This window comes from Fodinibius sp. GM108 (genome assembly GCF_058386985.1).
In genome coordinates, this window is sequence record NZ_JBYEIR010000008.1 from 129,119 (window position 1) to 146,766 (window position 17,648).

The following is a 17,648-nucleotide window of genomic DNA, read 5'->3' on the forward strand; positions in this document are numbered from 1 at the left end:
ACTGTTAACGACAACTGATCACTGAATATGCATATCGATCATATTGGTATAGCTGTGGAAGATCTGGAGGCAGCGATTAAAACCTATGAACGGCTGCTGGATGGAGAGTGCTATAAGCGTGAAATGGTTGAGGATCAGCAAGTAGAGACCGCTTTCTTCAAAACCGGTCAGTCAAAAGTAGAACTGCTCGGAGCTATGTCGAATGATTCCGTGATTGCCAAATATGTGGCTAAGAATGGCGAAGGTATGCATCATGTGGCTTTTGAGGTAGATGATATCCATGCAGAACTAAGCCGGTTGCGTAATGAAGGATTTACAGTTTTAAATGAGAAACCCAGGCGCGGAGCAGATAATAAATTGGTCGCATTTCTACATCCCAAAGATAATCACGGGGTGTTGATTGAGCTTTGCCAAGATATTGATTGATGCAGGTACGTCAACCCCAGTACCAACCCCTCTTACGTCTCCCCTTGCTAAGGGGAGAATTTTAGTGCCGTATCGAAGTGTTTTACCAGTGTATTCTGATCTGTGCGAAGCCACCGTCGAATCGGCTGGGTTCATCCCGATGGGGACTTGGCAGACCCCATCCGCTGTAGAGATCGCCGTCAATATCATATGAGACCCCTACCATCAGATCAATCATCTCCTGTTTGTGATAGCCCAGCTTTAATGTAAGTCGCTCATTGTTGCCCGATACCTGGTCGGGATAGTTGCGCCGGAAATCGCGGTTGATCGTATTGCCTTCTTGTTCACCTAACACAAAACGGTGATCCAGATTGAATTCAAATCCGCCCTGGAAGCCTTGTCCGGGACGTCGATAGAGCAGCATGCTTTTCATGAGCAGCCTGTCTTCCCGAAAGTGGAATGGGATCCAGTCATCAGGGACTGATGACCCCCAAAGCTGATCCCGATTGTACTCATACCAGGTCCACTGCTCCACGCGCAGCCGCTTCCAAAATAATGTTGAGATGTAGGAACCCAGTCGATTGCTAACTTCCCGATTGGCAAAATTCAGCGGATACTGCGAGTCGGGCGAATCAGGATGACGGAACATTTTATTAAATTTTCGCTGGAAAATGACTCCCGTTGTAAAATTAGGACGAAAATATTCTACTAATCCGCCCACATAATGTACCTGCTCGCGGTTGGTGAAAGTGGAATCGGGAGTGGCTTGTCGCGTTACATCGGCTTCACTTTCAGGTTGAATGCCGGTCTTAATTTCAGCACGCAAAAAAGAATGTTCCGGTGATGTGGCGCTGATAGAAAACAGGTAAGGTTTTTTACTGTATTTTTGTTTGATATTGTAATCGCGATCGCTGTTGGTAATTAGCGAATGTACAATGTTATTGGCCCAGTCGAGGGCTGAAACTTCTGCTTCCAGTATTCCGGTGGATTTATTGCCCAGCCGGTAAAAGAGGCTGAAATCCAGATCATCTTTATATGTGCTTAGGGTATGGCGGGCACCGATAGTGTGATAGTCTGATAATTTTTTACGATAAGTGGGATGAAAGAAAAAGTTTTCGGTACGCAGATTTTCTTCCTGTACGCCATTGATGTCGAAATGCCCGTTGCTGCCCACCGGGACCGTCGTTCTAAACTTGTTTTTGATGACAAAATTTTGATAGTCAAGGCTGCCGAACGAGCTTTGAAAGGCATTATCTGAATTCCAGAAATGATAACTTTCTATCGGCGTGTGCTGGATGGTAAACATGTCCAGATGATATTCGTAATCCATCTCACGGGTAAAATAGCGGAACAGTCCGTGCTGGTAAAAACGTCCACCCTCATATCCCTGTCGGTGAAAAATATTTCGTTGGATGTCATTCGTCCAGTCATCCAATGTAGCATGTCGGATATTATCATTTTGAGCGTAAAGCTGATTACTGGATCCCAACCACAGCAAAAGGATAAGCGTAGGGAATAAATACTTCCCAATATTGGATATGTAGCGATCGTATTTTGGCAATGCTCCTAATGGTTTATTTTTGTGGTTTATAGTATAGGTAATGAAGGAAATAGTTCCAACGCTGTTTCTGTAACTCACAGATAGTTTTAATAGAATTGAGGTTGAGTTTTGGCGCCGACAGCCCTATCTTTGAATTCGATAAATCGGGACGTGGCGCAGTCAGGTAGCGCACACGACTGGGGGTCGTGGGGTCGCTGGTTCAAATCCAGTCGTCCCGACTTTAGAACAGTCCTCTAATGGCTTTTGAATGCTGTTAGAGGGCTTTTTTATTTGGAGCCAATCTCACTTGAAGTTGATCACAACTTGGATTATCATATTATATATTTTAATAAATAAATTATATATGAAATATCCCTCGTTGACGGCTAAGCAAAATGATTTTTTTGACTTCCTTGTAAAGTACGTCAGGGAATACGAACAGTGGCCGTCCCACCAGGAACTAATGGATGAGTTTGGTTTTAAATCCCCCCGCAGTATTACTCAACTGTACGAAGCGCTTATCAAAAAGAATTATCTGGTAAAGACCGACTGGGGCGAATATGATTTTCATCCCGTACAGAAATTTAACCTGAATGAAGAAGAGGACCGCGAGGAGCAGGGAATTCCCATTGTGGGATTAATTACCGCCGGTGGCATGCAGGAGGCGGTGGAAGAAGATTTGGGACAGGTGACATTAAAATCTATTCTGCCCAATTATGAAAAGATGAAAGCAGTCGTTGTTTCCGGAGAGAGTATGCGGGGTGCCGGAATTAAGGATGGAGACATTGTACTCCTGGCACAGACCGACATGTTTGATGGTGATATCGGGGCCGTGCGATATCGTGGTGAAACGAGCCTAAAGCGGATATACAGCACACCAAACGGGATGAAGCTGAAACCCGCGAATAAAGACTACGAGCCGATCTATATTGAGCCCGGTGAATTTGAGGAAGTCCATATTATCGGCAAATATGTGGGGCATATCAATGAAAAGGGACTGCATAAGGTGTAGCTTAACCCGGTTTTTCAATCATCATCTGATCATCCAGCTCATATAATACCCGCCATTCAACAGCTTGTACATCGTATACCAGATCAAAGTAACGATCTTCTGTTGTGCGCACCACAAAATGAATTTGTGTAGTGGCTTTTTCTTCTTTCCCTTTTCGATGAGGACGCGTAGCCCGAAGCTCGGCAATTTTATGTTCACCACCTGTCTTACGCCAAAAGCGGATTGGCATTACTTTTCGCTGTCCGACTAACGAGCGGACGCCAAACGCTTTGTCATCAGCAAAACTTTTACAGGTAACTTGCACGTTGATAGGTTCATCAATAGGAATTTTATTGTCACTCATATCGCTTTATAAATTATATATTTTTACTGTTATTTTATATATAAATTGTGATAAAAGTCAAGCGGTAGAATATGGTTAATATTGATCCCGGGACCTATGATGTAGATGAAAATGTCCATAAGATAACGGACTATCGGTGTGTTAGCCGAGATATGCAGCACAAGTCAATCGAGCCACGGTTGTATCTGCATTTGGATATGAACTGCTTCTATGCCCAGATCGAGCAGCTTTGCTATAATCTGTACGGCATGCCGGTTTATGTAGGCGGATGGTACAAGCCCGATGGCACACCCCGCGGCATTGTGGCTACATCGAGCTATGAGGCTCGGGCTTTCGGAGTGAAGACAGGCATGAGTGCTTATGAAGCCGAGAAGCTGTGTCCTTATCTGATTGGTGTACAAGCCGATTACAAAAAGTACCAGGGGATGAGTTATCTGGTGATGGATATTCTCCGTGATTTTGCGATGGATATTGAAAAATATAGCATGGATGAATATTTCATCGATATTAATTTTTTGAAAGATAGTCCCCGAGAGGAGCTTGAGAAATATGCCTCAGAGCTTAAAAATAAACTGTATAACGAGCTTCACCTCGTCTGTTCTATCGGAATTGCCCGATCGAAAACGTATGCAAAGCTGGCCAGTGACCTGAAGAAACCGGCAGGTATCACTATAATTTATGATGAGGAAGATGCTCTAAAACAGATCCACCCGCTGGACCTGGATGAGGTGTGGGGAATTGGAAACAGGCGGTATGCCAAACTAAAAAAAGAAGGATTAAAAACGATTGCTGACGGACTGGATCGGGGATACCAGCTGTTCCAGAAGCAGTTCGGTGAATATTTTGGAAAGATTGTGTATGAAATGATTGCCGGTAAAGATCGGGCAAAAGTGCTTACCGAAGGTTCACCGCCGCCTGAGTTGCTTAACTATATGCACACGTTTAGCGACTGGACGAAAAATCCCGACCGGGTAGAAGGGGAGATTATGAAGGGGGTCCAGCAGCTTTGCTATCGGATGCGGGGCTACCAGGTAAAAGCGGATAAATATTTTTGCTATCTTCGCGTGCAGAGCCAGGAGTGGTCGGGCGATAAGTTTCGTTTTAATACGGCGGGCAGGACCAATCTCGACGATTATATATACCGGGCATGCATGAGCAGGGCACGAGCAAGAATCAAGCGGTTACTGGTTAACGGATTTGCTATTCGCGGAATAGGACTCGGAACGTTGGAACTGGACCGAAGTAAGCAGCAGGAGCTATTTTTCAGCGAGGATGAGAAAACACGACAGTTTTACCTGGCACAGGATGCCATTAATAATGAATATGGAAAAGGCACCATTCAAAAGGCCAGCGCCAAATACAGGGTAGAGGGGAAGACACACTTTTTAGAGCGAAGTTAGTAAAAAGCTTTAGAGATTCTACGGGAAATTCTGACCAATAATATACACTAACAACTTTTCAGCACTCGATTCGTGTACGCCTCGTTGCCCCGTTACTGTTTTTCAGCGACGAAAAAAGTAACCAAAAAAGTCGCCGGCTGTGAAAACTTGGCCTGATTGATCGCCATCTCCGCTAAAATCATTTAACTCGTCCCTTCAGTCCTCAAACAGAAATGATTTTTATACGATTCTGATCAATTTCGGGCGGCCAACTTTTCTAAGGCCGGATGTTCAAGCCCATTGAAAATTGCATCAGAAAGTTCCTTCTTGAGAAGATAGCCGCAAAAACGGTGGGATGGATTTTACTTTTTCACCAAAGAACTACTTAGAAATAAGTAACTAAATTCTAGATATCCGGCCTTAGCGGTGAGACATATAAAAGGCAAGTGCGGGAGTATAACTTCACGGTTTAATATAAATAGGGGGTCCGGGGCGAATCGGGGAAAAGTGTGGCAGAATAACGACTAATGTAGAATAGCTATCCCCGAATCCCTCTTTTAACCAGTACAAAATCTGCGATTCCCCCGGGACTTTTTTGGTTCGTTTTTTGGTCACAAAAAATGAACAGTACAATCCGGACGAGTCATGATCAGCCGATGAGTTTTACCGCACCGCTGTTTGTCTCCCTTGAGGTAGATAACCTTCATCTCGTTACGAAGCTCCAGCTTCGTAACGTATTTAGCCGTTCCCAAGCTGGAGTTTGAGAACGAGATCTTCGAGAGACAAAACCAGGGTTGAAATAAGAAATTGTTTTCATCATTATCAGAGCTAACCCAAGCAATGATATTTTATGAAGATTCAAACTACGGCCCAAATTGAAGCATTGACCATTGATGGCACACCACAAAACGTATCATCAGATCAAACAGTTGATCTCGAATTTTCAGCTATCGATACCGGCGGGGGATTTAAGGATCCCATCCTTGATTTCTCATTTTCTATTCCCAATAAGGATATTGATGCTGCAGAGCAGGACCAAAGACCTGTTACTGTAACAATAAATGATCCCGATGAAAACGATGACCAGTCTTCGTTTTCATGTGAGAGCGAATTACAAACTATCGAGGGTAATCTGCTGGAGATCAACGGCCGGCTGAAAGATGAACAGCTCAGCCGAGAATTGATTGGATTTGTATTCAAACTATTACGTTAACCACTTCGTCGGGCGACTGGTTTTGTCGTCCGGCGAATAGTAATCTTCGTTAAACCACCACCAACTGTTTCGCACCAGAGGTACGACACGAGATAAATCTCTACCTCTTGTGTCATTTCGAACGATCCCGAATGCTTTCGAGAGAAGAGAGAAATCTTTGTTTTTCTTACGGCTGGAATCATCAGAGGTAAAAACAAAGATCTCTCCCGCTGGTCGAGATGACACATTTAGTAGTTGTGCAGCTATTCCTAAAGTAGAAATTGTATTAGGGTAGCTACTGTTGTTGCTAATCCTGAAACCTAAAGTCAAAGGTGAAGAGAATATTGTCTTGTCCCGATGCCTGTCCTTCGTAGCTTTAGCGTAGTTGGACTCTTTGTTAGGGCAGAAATGAAACCTCTGCGTTTTTGGTAAAACGGACGCGGAGCGCCCAATTTTATACAGCCGCAGAGCGACTGGATGAGATGAAAATTGTACAGCCTCAATTATAAACTAAAATGTTCTTCCAACAGCTGACGGCTGCGATACTTAATATATCGATCCTCGACAATGTGGGTGGGACGTGGATCCATTTCCAAAATATCTCGAAGCTGTTCTTCGGCCTCATCGTGTCGATCCATCTCAAGAAGTATTTGGGCATAGAGCATTCGGTTTGCGGGATGTTCCGGGGATATTTTCATCGCTTTTTCAGCAAGTTCGAGTGCCTCATCGTCCGAAGGCCATCCCATCACCAAGGGGATACTGGGAGCATAGAAATGGACTTGGGCCAGGATGCGATATCCACCGCCACCCTGGTATTCGGGGTCCAGTTCAATAATATCTTCACAAATACGTCTTAGTTTCTTGGCGGTGCCGCTGGTAGCTGCTCTCACAAAACCTTGTGTATCTGCCCAACGCCCCAGATTTGCACTGTACCAGAATTTGATGGGCACTGAATCCGGAAAACGCTCCATCATCTCTTCCCCGAGGGTGCGTCCCTTGTCATAAACTTCTTGTTGCTGATCCTCGGACAATCCGGTGTACATTCCTTTGAAATAATATGAGCGAAGAAGGTATGCGGCAGATTGTTCCGGCTTGATGTCTTTATTCAGTGATTGCCGAAATGCCTCTATTGCCTTATTGATGTTGGTTGGATTGGCGCGAAAAGAATCGGCATCGGCGGCGCGTTGTTCATAGAACATTTGTCCACGCTCGAAAATATCCTGGCTCATCAGTGGAGAAACCGAAATCATCAAAAATAGTATCGATGTCACAAAAAGTGTGGGGAACCGACTTTTCAACAAGTGCTGATGATTGGCAATATAGGATGATGAGATAACCAAAAATACACCTGCAGAAACTGCGCCTCTGTTAATTAAATAATTTATAGAAGGTATAATGAAGGATTCTGTGACCGATTGCAATCGCAAAGGTCAGGGTTTAGATAAATTTAATAATGGGAACAAAAAGCAGGATAGATTATTAAAATATATCTAAAGACAGAGAGAGGTACTGTTGTTTAACAATTACAATAAAAGAGGGTAGAGATTATGAGATACGTAGGCTGGTTATTTTCGGTAGGAGGGTTTATAGCGCTTCTCATTACGGGGGTTAATTATATTAATGAATCTGAAAGTTTTAGTTTGCTCGGGGTTGATGTAGCAGTAAGCAAGGGTGATCCCATGCCAATGATTATCTCAGCAATAGTTCTTGTGGCAGGAATTTTAATAATCAGAGCATCGAAAGAATAACAAAATTAAGAGAAGAGGTCGCTATGTTACGCTGGAGTATTACATTTTTGGTCATCGCAATTATTGCAGCGGTATTAGGATTTGGAGGTCTTGCAGGGACTGCTGCCGGCATTGCAGAAATTTTGTTTTACATTTTCATTGTATTATTTGTGCTTTCCCTGATATTTGGTCGGCGATCGGCTGTGTGAATTGGGGGAATAAGATCTCTGACTATCTATTCGGATTCCTCAACCATTAAATTACAACTCAATTTTGAGCTATACCAATATATAGCCTGTAAACAGTTCTCAGAGTCTATTTTTGGAAACGGCAGCCGTAAGGGAATATATACGAGGACTTCGAAAGACCGCGGCTCATCCTAAAGCCTTTTCCCGATAGGTTCTGCTGTAACCTTACTGTTGGGGATCTGGCATTCTATTGTTGCTTTGTCTTTTTTTCTATGAGTGTCAGAAGGTTATCTAGACCAAAACCTGCCTGCTTCGCTGAAGTTTAAAAGAGAAATACTGATTAAAATTCGGAACAAAATTCATCTTTTGATGTTAAAATTTATGACATTCCGTCCTATCTATTCTACATCTGCGGTATTATTTACCCCAGGCTATTACCCATTGTAGAAGATTATATTTGGATAGGAAGTCATTTTTTCAATATGATTGTGTTTTATAATCCCGGTTGGCTTGTGGGGTTAATTAAAACATCAAAAGTGAGTTTTGTTATGTATATCATCGACCACGACAAGCAGATATCCCTGATAAGCGAAATGAAACAGCTTCGAAAGGATTCGAAAAATTTCGAAGTATACTATCATCATCCCTATACCAATCAGATGTGGAAAAGCTTTTTTCCGCTGGCAAATGATGAGGATTTAGGTCCCAAATTGCTCCGACACGAACCTGTACCCACCGATGTCGAAGAGCGGTTGAATATTTGTCTGCGGGAAGAAGATCCGGCTAACGCAATTGGACTCGGTATTGAATGGTCGGCCAAACCAGAACTGTGGTCGTCAATTATCCAGGCCCTGGAAAAGCAATATGTCCATTATAACCGATCGCAGATTAAACTGTTTTTGGATAACCTGCAGCTTGATGAATCAAAGGTTGAACTGCCCGAGCAACAGGAAGAGAGCGAACAGGTTTCTGATCTTTCTCCTGACTTTATCGACAATTTGCGGTGGCGATCACGAAAAATTCGTGTAAAGCGATTTTTTGTCTTGGGATAAGTCAATCGCCGTTGAATGCTATTTAGCTCTGGACTTTTCAGTATTGGAGACTAGATCTGTTGTGTGAAGATAGCAGAGCACTCGGTATGCTTATCTTCTATATTATTCCTTTCTATTTTTGATATCGGTATAATCTCTGTTAACAAACCTTCGTTTATATTAGATAAATTTGGAGTTCAGATTGTTCGATAAAGAAGTTAACTTTAGTCCGTTTGAAATTATATCGAAGCAAAGAATAACCAATGATTCAAGAATATCTTAACTCTGTTGAAAAATTCATTGTAGTTGGCGATCGGGTGCTGATTAAGCCTCGTGATATGGAGACACGTACGAAAAGCGGACTTGTATTACCAGCTACGGTAAAAGAAAAAGAAGAAATCCACAGCGGTTACGTTGTTAAAACCGGACCGGGATATCCTATTCCCTCGAATGAGGTGGATGAAGCTTGGAAAGAGACCAGCGAAACCAGATATATCGGCATGCAGGCCGAAGAAGGGGATTTGGCGATCTTCATCAAGGATAAAACACATGAAATTGAGTTTGAAAACGAGAAGTATCTTATTTGCCCCCATGCTGCTATCTTGCTGTTGATTCGGGATGATATGGCGCTTTGAAAAATTGGTTGTTGATGATATGGAAGTTTGAGTTGGCACGAGGAAAAAAAGTGAATAGAGCTGTCAACTTACAGCACTCAGCTGTTATCTAATAAATTGAGTTGACTACCAACTTAGTGCCTTAGTGGTGAAAAAACGCGTAAATATGCGGCTATTTTAAGCAGAATTGTACTCTTGGTTCAGGATTTATAGATTATTGCAGAAGAAGCAAGAGTTAAATCCATAACAAATCCACAAAGTCATGGATAGACGTCAATTTCTGCGCCGTACTTCACTTGTCGCTGCTGTACTTCCTTTTCAAAAGTCGTTATTAGCTCATAACCAAAATAATTTTACTGCTCTTCGCCGGAATGTCGGGTACTATACCGAGCAGGGAGGCACTATCGGCTGGCTGGCATCCCCTAATGCTACAGCGGTTGTTGATTCGCAGTTTCCCCAGACAGCACAGAACGTTCTTAACGGATTGAAGGATCGAAGTGACCATCCGCTGAATCTGCTGATTAATACTCATCATCATGGTGACCATACATCAGGGAATCCGGTTTTTGAAAATGTAGCCGAAAAGATGGTTGCTCATCAGAATGTTCCGGACCTGATGAAGAAAGCCAATGAAGAGAGTGATGATGAACCAAATACAGCTTATCCTTCAACAACTTACTCAGACAGCTGGCAGATGGATCTGGGAGATGAAATCATCCACGCCAAATACTATGGACGCGGGCATACAAGTGGTGATTCGGTCATCTATTTCGAAAAAGCGAATGTGGTGCATATGGGAGATCTGGTTTTTAACAGGATGAATCCCTATACCGACAGGCCCTCGGGAGCTTCAATGGAAAACTGGGTCCAGATTTTAAATACAGTAGCTGATGAGTATCCCGCAGATGCCATTTATATATTCGGACATGCTAATCCGGAGTATGAGGTGACTGGGGACAGAGATGATCTGGGAGTTATGGCCGATTATCTTTCATCGATTCTTGAGCATGTACGAACAGGAATTGAGCAGGGCAAGAGCAAAGAGGAGATTACCGACAAGGAAATGCTCGAAGGTTTTGAGGATTTTCTGTATGCTGATTTCTGGACTTTAGCCGAAAATCTGGAAGTTGCTTATGAGGAAGTTCAAGAATCCTGATTTGGATATGAATACCAGTATCTCAAAAAAACAAAAAGCAGTTGAGTCTGCTGATAAAGAACGTCGCTGTGTCTATTGTGGTGAACAGGCTCCTTTAGTATGGGTACACGGACACGGGCAATGTGGTCATTGCGGTATTAATGTACAGGAGTGCTGCCAGGGCGAAATGTGTGGTTTTAGGTAGCATTGATCTATATACACAGATGCAGTTTCAAAATAGGTAAAAAGCTGCTTACTGACGTTTGCCGCTATTAGTTGTGAGAGGGTTGGACCCTCGAACCATTACCAAATACAGTTCGGGAGTACAACTCCCTCACAACTATCGGCAAAAAATATCTGTGCAGATCTGTGACCAATTCATAAAAACAACCTTAGTGCTCTGAGTGACTTAGTGGTAAGAAAATCGCGAAGATCCACGGTTATATCACGCAAACGCCTCTTGTTCGATCGAAAAGATGCGATCGCACAGGTTCAATTCCTCAGGATTATTTGAAGCAATGATTAGCATTTTAGCTGATGAGCGAAACTCATCAGCGATTTCCGTGATGAGTGCTCGTCCCGCTTCATCAAGATTCGAGCCCGGCTCATCCAATAGTAAAATTTCCGGACCATGAAACAGGGCAGAGGCCAGCCGCAACCGCTGTTGCTGCCCCGTCGAAAGTTTTCCGAATGGCTGATCCGCAACATGTCCTAATTCTACTTTTTTAATCCAAAAACCAATCGTGGACTCAGAAATTGACTCGTGCCGGAGATCAGCCAAAAATGAAAGATTTTCTCGACAGCTGAGTTCATCATATAAGTTGATGTATGGAGCAGCATAGCCCAGAATGTTGTGGTACTGCTTCTGTGACAAAAGATCGTTATCTTTTTTCCATTTGATCTCTCCCGAAGAGGGACGAAGCAGATTTCCCAGACATTTCAAAAAGGTTGACTTTCCCGATCCGTTGGGGCCGGCAATGCCGAGCGTGTTGCCGCTATAATTCAATGACACATCCGTAAAAACGGTGGTATGTCCAAATGATTTTGCGAGCTGTAAAACGTGTAACGAAATCATAGCCAAAGGTAATAAGGCAGTGATAAATCCCAAATGAAAATTTAAGCAGTAAATTTGAGATAGATTTCAGAAAATCTAAACTAAAATTGCAATAGATAAGCAGGATTTTACATATTGCAATTCCAAAGTTGTATTGCCTCTCATTAGACAATATATTTCCCAATTATGCAACGAAATATTCAGCAAATAACACAGCGATTTGTCGACCGGTTACCGGATAACGATCAATATTATCGGCCGGATAAACTTCGGTCGTGGGGATTTCCACCATTTCTTGTAAACAGGATAAAAATCGAGCTTGAGCGCAATCTCGAGGAATCTTTGATGATTCCCAAATCAGATTGGGCTAACACACAGTCTGATGCTGTACAGCGGGCTTGGAAGAATTTTGTGAATGCCATTCAGGCCGAAGCACGTCTGCCGGCCAGCTATGGTAAAACAGTGATCGAGACCGCCGTGGCCGATATCCTGGAAATGCTGGTACAGCCTCGTAAAAATGTACCAGAAGTAATTTTCGGAAATGATACCCATCTCAGTTATAACGAGATAAGGGAGCGACTGAAAGCGGTCGTAGTGTACCGGCACTTTTCAAAACTCGTTTGTCGGTATATGGAGAAGAAAGAGCGGGATGAACTTTCGAAAGACCGGTGCAAAAAAATTATTGCAAAGGCTGATGAGAAGTTAACGGCACAGTACTCTCCACTCAACTGGGCGCAGATGCTTGAACCACTTTTTAAATTGGTTGATGGAGAGATTGATACCAATTTATTACGGTTGTTTTTCGAAGATCGGGATAAACCACGCGTGGCGCGTAAATTCGATTTGATGAATGCTTCCCTCACCCGTGCGGAACTTATTGAAATACTTTCTTCACCCGATCTGCTGGATTTTCAGGGATACGAAGATGATCAGTCTAACTTATTTAAAGATCAACCTTCTTCTGGTGGATCAACGGGCAGAGAACAGCCAGGGGATACGGAATCACCTAAAAGGAGCCCCTCTCAGCAAAAGGATAGCGGGGATACTCAGAAACAAGCGGAAGGGCCCGATGCATCCGATGATTCTGAAGAATCAAATGAGAACAACCCAACTAAAAATTTTGAAGAATCGGAGTCGCAAGTAGAAGCGAAGGAAGAAGAACAAGAAAAGACGTGGAACAGTTTTTTTGCGGATGAGGAAGATGAACCAGGGTACAAAGAGGAAGAATCCGAAGAAGATGACTCCCTGAATGCCAGGTTTAAGGAGCAATCAGAAGATGATTTTAATTCAAAATCAGAATTTCCCCAAAAGGAAAGACCTGCAGAAAAAGAAGAATTGTCGGATCAGAAAGCCATTAAGCGGGATACTTCCTCAAAACAAACTGATTATCAGGAAGAAACAGCTCCCGCAGAATCGGATCAGACAACAAATGAAAAGAATCAGCCACAGGGTCAAACGCAGAATTTAACGTTAGAAGAAGATGAGGATACCCCCATCTGGATGCGGTATATGAGCGATGAGGAGATAGCAGAGTATGAACAACAGCAGCGCGAAGAGGAGGAAGAGGTAGAAGAAGGATTTATTGACGATCCTATCATTGATCTGACGGAAGAGGATGCTTCTGAAAAAGAAATTGAGGCGTTACAGGATCAGCTTTCGGGAGAACGTAAATTATTTGTAGAAGAGATATTCGGTGGTTCTCAACGCGCATTTGATGAAGCGGTTGAAGAAGTTGCGACTTATGACTCTTGGCGACAGGCCAGTAAATATATCGAGAAGGATATTTTTAAGCGGAATCTTGTGGATATGTATTCCGAAGCGGCAGTAAGTTTTACAGATCAGCTGCAGAGCTATTTTATTGGGAAACAAAATCAAAATTAAAAAGAGACTGAATGACTTCAGACAAAAAAATTGAGCGGCTTAAGAAAAAACGGGAAGATGCAAAAAAAGGCGGGGGCGAAAAACGAATTGAGAGACAGCATGACAAAGGCAAGCTTACTGCCCGCGAGCGCCTGGATTTGCTGCTTGATAAGGATTCTTTTGAAGAAATTGATCCCTTTGTCACTCATCGCAGCGATAAATTCGGTCTCGATGATAAAAAGATTGCCGGCGATGGCGTAGTAACGGGACACGGGAAAATCCACGGTCGTCCTGTGTATGTATTCAGCCAGGATTTTACCGTTTTCGGCGGATCTCTTTCCGAAACACACGCCGAAAAGATCTGCAAGGTGATGGATATGGCCATGAAAAATGGTGTGCCCATTATCGGACTCAACGACTCGGGCGGAGCCCGTATCCAGGAAGGGGTTTCATCGCTCGGAGGCTATGCCGAAGTTTTTTGGCGCAATAGTATGGCATCGGGAGTGGTACCACAGTTCTCGGCGGTGATGGGTCCATGTGCCGGTGGGGCGGTATATAGTCCGGCCCTGACCGATTTTGTGTTCATGGTTAAAAATACCAGCTATATGTTTGTTACCGGACCGAATGTGGTGAAAACGGTGACCCATGAAGAAGTTACCTCGGAAGAACTGGGCGGGGCCAGTGCCCACAGCACGAAGTCGGGCGTAGCGCATTTCGCGGAAGAAAATGACGCTATTTGCCTGCAGGAGCTGCGTAAACTGCTGGCTTATGTACCACAGAATTGTGAGGAAAAACCGCCGCGGGCGGAACCCAAAGCACCGGATTCCGCCAAGGCCAAAAAGCTTGACGACATTGTCCCGGACAATCCCAATAAACCTTATGACATAAAAGAAGTTATTGGCGGAATTGTGGATAAAGGCTCATTCATGGAAGTTCACGAGCATTATGCCAATAATATCGTCGTGGGTTTTGCTCGTATTGATGGACGAAGTGTTGGGATTGTGGCCAATCAGCCGCTGTCGCTGGCGGGCGTGCTCGATATTGATGCCTCACTGAAGGGGGCACGCTTTGTGCGATTTTGCGACGCTTTCAATATTCCGCTGGTAGCGTTCGAGGATGTACCCGGCTTCTTGCCCGGCACTGATCAGGAGTGGGGCGGCATCATCAAGCATGGTGCGAAGCTGTTGTACGCTTTTTGTGAGGCGACAGTGCCGAAAATGACCGTCATTACCCGAAAAGCGTATGGCGGTGCGTACGATGTGATGAACTCAAAGCATATTCGTGCGGATTATAACGTAGCCTGGCCGACGGCCGAGATTGCGGTCATGGGTCCGAAGGGAGCCGTTGAGATCATCTTCCGCAAAGAGATACAAAATGCCGATGATCCCGAGGCCAAGGAGCAGGAGCTCATTGACTATTATAAAGAGGAGTTTGCGCATCCATATAAAGCGGCCGAGCGGGGATTTATCGATAATGTAATTCTACCTGGCGAAACGCGGGAAAAGTTAATTCGCGCTCTTGAAGTCACCGAAAACAAGGTGGAAAACATTCCTCAGAAAAAACACGATAATCTTCCCCTGTAGTTGAACGTTAAAGGTTAAATGTTGAATGTTAATTCTGTTGAATAAGTTTATTATTAGAGTAGCCAACCTTAAACATTCAACGTTCAACCTGTAACAATGGACTTGTTTAACGAAGAAGAAGCTGGTGGAGCAGAGAGCCGGCAGTCAAAATCTGATTTTGTAAACCCGCACGAGCCCTTGGCCACCAGAATGCGTCCCCGGTCGCTGGAGGAATTTGTGGGGCAGGAGCATATTGTGGGCGAAGGAAAGATGTTGCGGCGGATGATTGAATCAGGTGTTATTGGCTCCCTTATTTTTTACGGTCCGCCTAGCTCAGGGAAAACTACGCTGGCTCATGTGATATCGCGGGAGATCAATGCCGAGTTTACGGTACTTAATGCGGTACTGGATGGTATCAAGGATCTGCGTCAGGTAGTGGAAAAGGCGGAGAAGATTCAGCAGATGAACGGGCGTAAAACCATTTTGTTTGTGGATGAAATTCATCGCTGGAATAAAGCCCAGCAGGATGCCCTGCTTCCCCACCTGGAATCAGGAGTAATAACTCTTATCGGAGCCACGACCGAAAATCCGTTTTATTCGATGGTAAGCCCGCTGCTTTCGCGGTGTCAGCTGTTTGAGCTTTATGATCTTACTGTTGATCACGTGCTCACAATGATCGACCGATCACTTGAGGATGAAGAGCGCGGGCTGGGCAGTAAGGATGTAGAAGTGACCGGCGACGCAAAACGTCACCTGGCTGAATTTGCCGGTGGGGATATTCGCAATGCCATCAATGCACTTGAGGTGGCAGTGTTGTCCAGCGAACCTGATGAAGATGGAGTCATTCACATCGACCTGGAAGTGGCAAAAGAGTGTATTCAGAAGCGGAGCGTGCGCTACGACGGCACCGGCGATGAGCACTATCATTATGCATCAGCTTTCATCAAATCGATGCGCGGATCTGATGTTGATGCAGCTCTCTATTGGATGGTAGCGATGCTGGAGGGCGGGGAGGATCCCAACTTTCTGTTTCGGCGGATGCTTATTCTTGCCTCTGAAGATGTGGGGATGGCGGATCCTCATGCGTTGTCATTGGTAAATGCAGCCCATGAAGCATTTACCAAGTGCGGGATGCCGGAGGGTTTTTATTTTCTTGCTCATGCCTGTATTTATTTGGCACTGGCTCCGAAAAGTAATAGCACAGGCGCCATTTTTTCAGTTCGCAGTGAGATTCAGCAGAACGGCATCGGTCCTGTTCCGCCTCATCTTCGGGATAAAACGGCCAACTCCAAGCAGTCGCGTTATCTCGGTGTAGAAAATGCTTCGGATGATTATCATTATCCCCATTCATACGACCATCACTGGACGCCGCAAGATTATCTGCCCGAGGAGGTACGGGATAAAGAGTGGTATGAGCCAGGCGATATCGGACGTGAAGGTAAGCTTTGGGATCGGCTGGAAGCTATTAAAGAAGCATATGCCGAGGCGCAGAAGAAAGACAATTCTGATTGATTTTAACAGTTAGCTTGTTGTGCCCGCAATCCTTAGGTGACAAACTGGAATTATTTTGTGTCAAAAACAGTATCTTTTAGTCTAGTACGTCAGAAGTCAGACAACCAATTTATGATAGATATAAGAATTATAAGCGGGACCGATCGTCCCAATTCCAATGCGCTTCGCATTTCGAAGTATGTACAGAGACTGTACCGGCAAGAAGGAATTGATGCCGATATTATAGACCTGCAGGATTTTCCTCTGGAGCAGGTAAGTGGGGGAAAATACGGCGAAGAATTGCCGGACGTAGATGAATTTGTTAAACAAGCCGTTGATGCCGACGGATTAGTGGTTGTGTGTCCCGAGTACAATGGTGGTTATCCCGGAATCCTGAAGCTTTTTATTGATTATATGCCGTTCCCGGGAAGTTTGGACAAAATGCCGGTTGCTATGATCGGAGAAGCCAACGGTGCTTTTGGGGCTATGCGCGCGGTCGAGCAGCTGCAGCAAGTGATGGGCTATCGCAATGCTCATATATTTCCAGAGCGTGTTTTTATCTCTCGTGTAAGTGAAAATTTTGATGAGGAGAAAGGTATTAAAAATAAGCTGCAACAGCAGTTGCTGATGTCGCAAATCGAGGGTTTTCCCCAATTTATTCGCGATCTCCAACAGGATGAGTCGCTGATATCTAATTAGTAAAAGAAGTGTAAAGTAGAATGTTCCGAGGGAGTTGTACTCCCGAGGATATTTGTTCGGAGGTACAACCTCCTCACAACTATGAGTTCGGATAAAAATGTAGGTCGGAGCGCTGCTCCGACTGAGCATTCTATAAAGAACGACTGAGTATAACATAAGGTACGGGGATTACTACTCGTCCCGATGCCTGTCCTTCGTAGCTTTAGCTTAATTGGGCTCTGCGTCGGGACACGGGGTAAATGCTCCGCGTTTGGTTATGAGTCCAGGTTGCGAGGTTAGGATTAAAAACGATGCTGAGCGTCAAAAAGATTTCAGCTCAGAGCAGCGGAAAGGAGATAGGAATAGAGAGTTTTTATCTCATTCATAAGCTTCTGCTTAGGGATATAAATAGCTGTTGGAAGCAGAGCTTATTCAAA

At 44.2% G+C, this 17,648-nt stretch carries 18 protein-coding genes and 1 tRNA gene; 14 read left to right on the forward strand and 5 right to left on the reverse strand.

All coding sequences use genetic code 11. The features are described 5' to 3' along the window. The first annotated feature begins 27 nt into the window (after positions 1 to 27). Positions 28 to 426 carry a methylmalonyl-CoA epimerase gene (gene mce / locus ACT3ID_RS15340; protein ID WP_491542930.1) on the forward strand — a complete coding sequence of 133 codons (399 nt, stop codon included), beginning with the start codon at positions 28 to 30 and terminating at the stop codon, positions 424 to 426. 82 nt (positions 427 to 508) lie between these two features. On the opposite strand, the gene ACT3ID_RS15345 is transcribed toward mce, so the two are convergent. Beyond that, on the reverse strand, positions 509 to 2,044 hold the full coding sequence (locus ACT3ID_RS15345; protein ID WP_491542931.1) for a hypothetical protein: 1,536 nt from the start codon (positions 2,042 to 2,044) through the stop codon (positions 509 to 511). A 66-nt stretch (positions 2,045 to 2,110) separates the two neighbouring features. Here ACT3ID_RS15345 and ACT3ID_RS15350 point away from each other — a divergent pair. Both ACT3ID_RS15350 and ACT3ID_RS15355 read left to right on the forward strand, forming a co-directional pair. Continuing rightward, positions 2,111 to 2,184 (forward strand) — tRNA-Pro (locus tag ACT3ID_RS15350). A 125-nt stretch (positions 2,185 to 2,309) separates the two neighbouring features. Further along, positions 2,310 to 2,957: a LexA family protein gene (locus ACT3ID_RS15355; protein ID WP_491542932.1), complete on the forward strand. Its 648-nt coding sequence runs from the start codon at positions 2,310 to 2,312 to the stop codon at positions 2,955 to 2,957. Between the two features lies 1 nt (position 2,958). On the opposite strand, the gene ACT3ID_RS15360 is transcribed toward ACT3ID_RS15355, so the two are convergent. Further along, positions 2,959 to 3,300, reverse strand: coding sequence for a hypothetical protein (locus ACT3ID_RS15360; protein WP_491542933.1), 342 nt, complete (start codon positions 3,298 to 3,300; stop codon positions 2,959 to 2,961). A gap of 71 nt (positions 3,301 to 3,371) precedes the next feature. On the opposite strand from ACT3ID_RS15360, the gene ACT3ID_RS15365 reads away from it, so the two are divergent. Further along, complete coding sequence (locus ACT3ID_RS15365; protein WP_491542934.1) at positions 3,372 to 4,700, forward strand: DNA polymerase Y family protein; 1,329 nt, start codon at positions 3,372 to 3,374, stop codon at positions 4,698 to 4,700. Between the two features lie 829 nt (positions 4,701 to 5,529). After that, positions 5,530 to 5,892, forward strand: a complete 363-nt coding sequence (locus tag ACT3ID_RS15370; RefSeq protein ID WP_491542935.1) for a hypothetical protein — start codon at positions 5,530 to 5,532, stop codon at positions 5,890 to 5,892. On the opposite strand, the gene ACT3ID_RS15375 is transcribed toward ACT3ID_RS15370, so the two are convergent. Both ACT3ID_RS15375 and ACT3ID_RS15380 read right to left on the reverse strand, forming a co-directional pair. After that, on the reverse strand, positions 5,884 to 6,117 hold the full coding sequence (locus tag ACT3ID_RS15375) for a hypothetical protein (RefSeq protein ID WP_491542936.1): 234 nt from the start codon (positions 6,115 to 6,117) through the stop codon (positions 5,884 to 5,886). The two genes, ACT3ID_RS15370 and ACT3ID_RS15375, sit on opposite strands and share 9 nt — an antisense overlap. Positions 6,118 to 6,374: 257 nt before the next feature. Next, positions 6,375 to 7,211, reverse strand: coding sequence for a tetratricopeptide repeat protein (locus ACT3ID_RS15380; protein WP_491542937.1), 837 nt, complete (start codon positions 7,209 to 7,211; stop codon positions 6,375 to 6,377). Positions 7,212 to 7,418: 207 nt separating this feature from the next. Here ACT3ID_RS15380 and ACT3ID_RS15385 point away from each other — a divergent pair, with 207 nt between their 5' ends. The 5 genes from ACT3ID_RS15385 (at position 7,419) to ACT3ID_RS15405 (ending at position 10,587) form a co-directional block, all read left to right on the forward strand. Continuing rightward, positions 7,419 to 7,619 carry a hypothetical protein gene (locus ACT3ID_RS15385; protein WP_491542938.1) on the forward strand — a complete coding sequence of 67 codons (201 nt, stop codon included), beginning with the start codon at positions 7,419 to 7,421 and terminating at the stop codon, positions 7,617 to 7,619. Positions 7,620 to 7,642: 23 nt separating this feature from the next. Next, positions 7,643 to 7,807: a DUF1328 domain-containing protein gene (locus ACT3ID_RS15390; protein WP_491542939.1), complete on the forward strand. Its 165-nt coding sequence runs from the start codon at positions 7,643 to 7,645 to the stop codon at positions 7,805 to 7,807. Positions 7,808 to 8,268: 461 nt separating this feature from the next. Next, positions 8,269 to 8,838, forward strand: coding sequence for a hypothetical protein (locus ACT3ID_RS15395; protein WP_491542940.1), 570 nt, complete (start codon positions 8,269 to 8,271; stop codon positions 8,836 to 8,838). A gap of 242 nt (positions 8,839 to 9,080) precedes the next feature. Continuing rightward, on the forward strand, positions 9,081 to 9,452 hold the full coding sequence (locus ACT3ID_RS15400; RefSeq protein WP_491542941.1) for a co-chaperone GroES: 372 nt from the start codon (positions 9,081 to 9,083) through the stop codon (positions 9,450 to 9,452). A gap of 241 nt (positions 9,453 to 9,693) precedes the next feature. After that, on the forward strand, positions 9,694 to 10,587 hold the full coding sequence (locus tag ACT3ID_RS15405) for an MBL fold metallo-hydrolase (protein WP_491542942.1): 894 nt from the start codon (positions 9,694 to 9,696) through the stop codon (positions 10,585 to 10,587). A 424-nt stretch (positions 10,588 to 11,011) separates the two neighbouring features. Here the strand turns inward: ACT3ID_RS15405 and ACT3ID_RS15410 are convergent, their stop codons facing one another. Then, positions 11,012 to 11,641, reverse strand: coding sequence for an ABC transporter ATP-binding protein (locus ACT3ID_RS15410; protein ID WP_491542943.1), 630 nt, complete (start codon positions 11,639 to 11,641; stop codon positions 11,012 to 11,014). A gap of 165 nt (positions 11,642 to 11,806) precedes the next feature. On the opposite strand from ACT3ID_RS15410, the gene ACT3ID_RS15415 reads away from it, so the two are divergent. The 4 genes from ACT3ID_RS15415 to ACT3ID_RS15430 all read left to right on the forward strand — a co-directional run bounded on the left by ACT3ID_RS15415 (position 11,807) and on the right by ACT3ID_RS15430 (position 17,232). Next, entirely contained in the window at positions 11,807 to 13,501 is a 1,695-nt protein-coding gene (locus tag ACT3ID_RS15415) for a DUF8457 domain-containing protein (RefSeq protein WP_491542944.1), read from the forward strand. 11 nt (positions 13,502 to 13,512) lie between these two features. Then, positions 13,513 to 15,063, forward strand: a complete 1,551-nt coding sequence (locus ACT3ID_RS15420; RefSeq protein WP_491542945.1) for an acyl-CoA carboxylase subunit beta — start codon at positions 13,513 to 13,515, stop codon at positions 15,061 to 15,063. 96 nt (positions 15,064 to 15,159) lie between these two features. Continuing rightward, positions 15,160 to 16,554 carry a replication-associated recombination protein A gene (locus ACT3ID_RS15425; protein ID WP_491542946.1) on the forward strand — a complete coding sequence of 465 codons (1,395 nt, stop codon included), beginning with the start codon at positions 15,160 to 15,162 and terminating at the stop codon, positions 16,552 to 16,554. 111 nt (positions 16,555 to 16,665) lie between these two features. Then, positions 16,666 to 17,232 carry an NADPH-dependent FMN reductase gene (locus ACT3ID_RS15430; protein ID WP_491542947.1) on the forward strand — a complete coding sequence of 189 codons (567 nt, stop codon included), beginning with the start codon at positions 16,666 to 16,668 and terminating at the stop codon, positions 17,230 to 17,232. The last annotated feature ends 416 nt before the right edge of the window (positions 17,233 to 17,648 follow it).

Bases quoted from the DNA above. Each gene is read 5' to 3' on its own strand.
- ACT3ID_RS15410 (WP_491542943.1), bottom strand. From the start codon at position 11,641: ATGATTTCGTTACACGTTTTACAGCTCGCAAAATCATTTGGACATACC.
- ACT3ID_RS15390 (WP_491542939.1), top strand. From the start codon at position 7,643: ATGTTACGCTGGAGTATTACATTTTTGGTCATCGCAATTATTGCAGCG.
- ACT3ID_RS15420 (WP_491542945.1), top strand. From the start codon at position 13,513: ATGACTTCAGACAAAAAAATTGAGCGGCTTAAGAAAAAACGGGAAGAT.
- ACT3ID_RS15385 (WP_491542938.1), top strand. From the start codon at position 7,419: ATGAGATACGTAGGCTGGTTATTTTCGGTAGGAGGGTTTATAGCGCTT.
- ACT3ID_RS15365 (WP_491542934.1), top strand. From the start codon at position 3,372: ATGGTTAATATTGATCCCGGGACCTATGATGTAGATGAAAATGTCCAT.
- ACT3ID_RS15400 (WP_491542941.1), top strand. From the start codon at position 9,081: ATGATTCAAGAATATCTTAACTCTGTTGAAAAATTCATTGTAGTTGGC.
- ACT3ID_RS15395 (WP_491542940.1), top strand. From the start codon at position 8,269: ATGATTGTGTTTTATAATCCCGGTTGGCTTGTGGGGTTAATTAAAACA.
- ACT3ID_RS15425 (WP_491542946.1), top strand. From the start codon at position 15,160: ATGGACTTGTTTAACGAAGAAGAAGCTGGTGGAGCAGAGAGCCGGCAG.
- ACT3ID_RS15415 (WP_491542944.1), top strand. From the start codon at position 11,807: ATGCAACGAAATATTCAGCAAATAACACAGCGATTTGTCGACCGGTTA.
- ACT3ID_RS15405 (WP_491542942.1), top strand. From the start codon at position 9,694: ATGGATAGACGTCAATTTCTGCGCCGTACTTCACTTGTCGCTGCTGTA.
- ACT3ID_RS15370 (WP_491542935.1), top strand. From the start codon at position 5,530: ATGAAGATTCAAACTACGGCCCAAATTGAAGCATTGACCATTGATGGC.
- ACT3ID_RS15360 (WP_491542933.1), bottom strand. From the start codon at position 3,300: ATGAGTGACAATAAAATTCCTATTGATGAACCTATCAACGTGCAAGTT.
- ACT3ID_RS15355 (WP_491542932.1), top strand. From the start codon at position 2,310: ATGAAATATCCCTCGTTGACGGCTAAGCAAAATGATTTTTTTGACTTC.
- ACT3ID_RS15430 (WP_491542947.1), top strand. From the start codon at position 16,666: ATGATAGATATAAGAATTATAAGCGGGACCGATCGTCCCAATTCCAAT.
- mce (WP_491542930.1), top strand. From the start codon at position 28: ATGCATATCGATCATATTGGTATAGCTGTGGAAGATCTGGAGGCAGCG.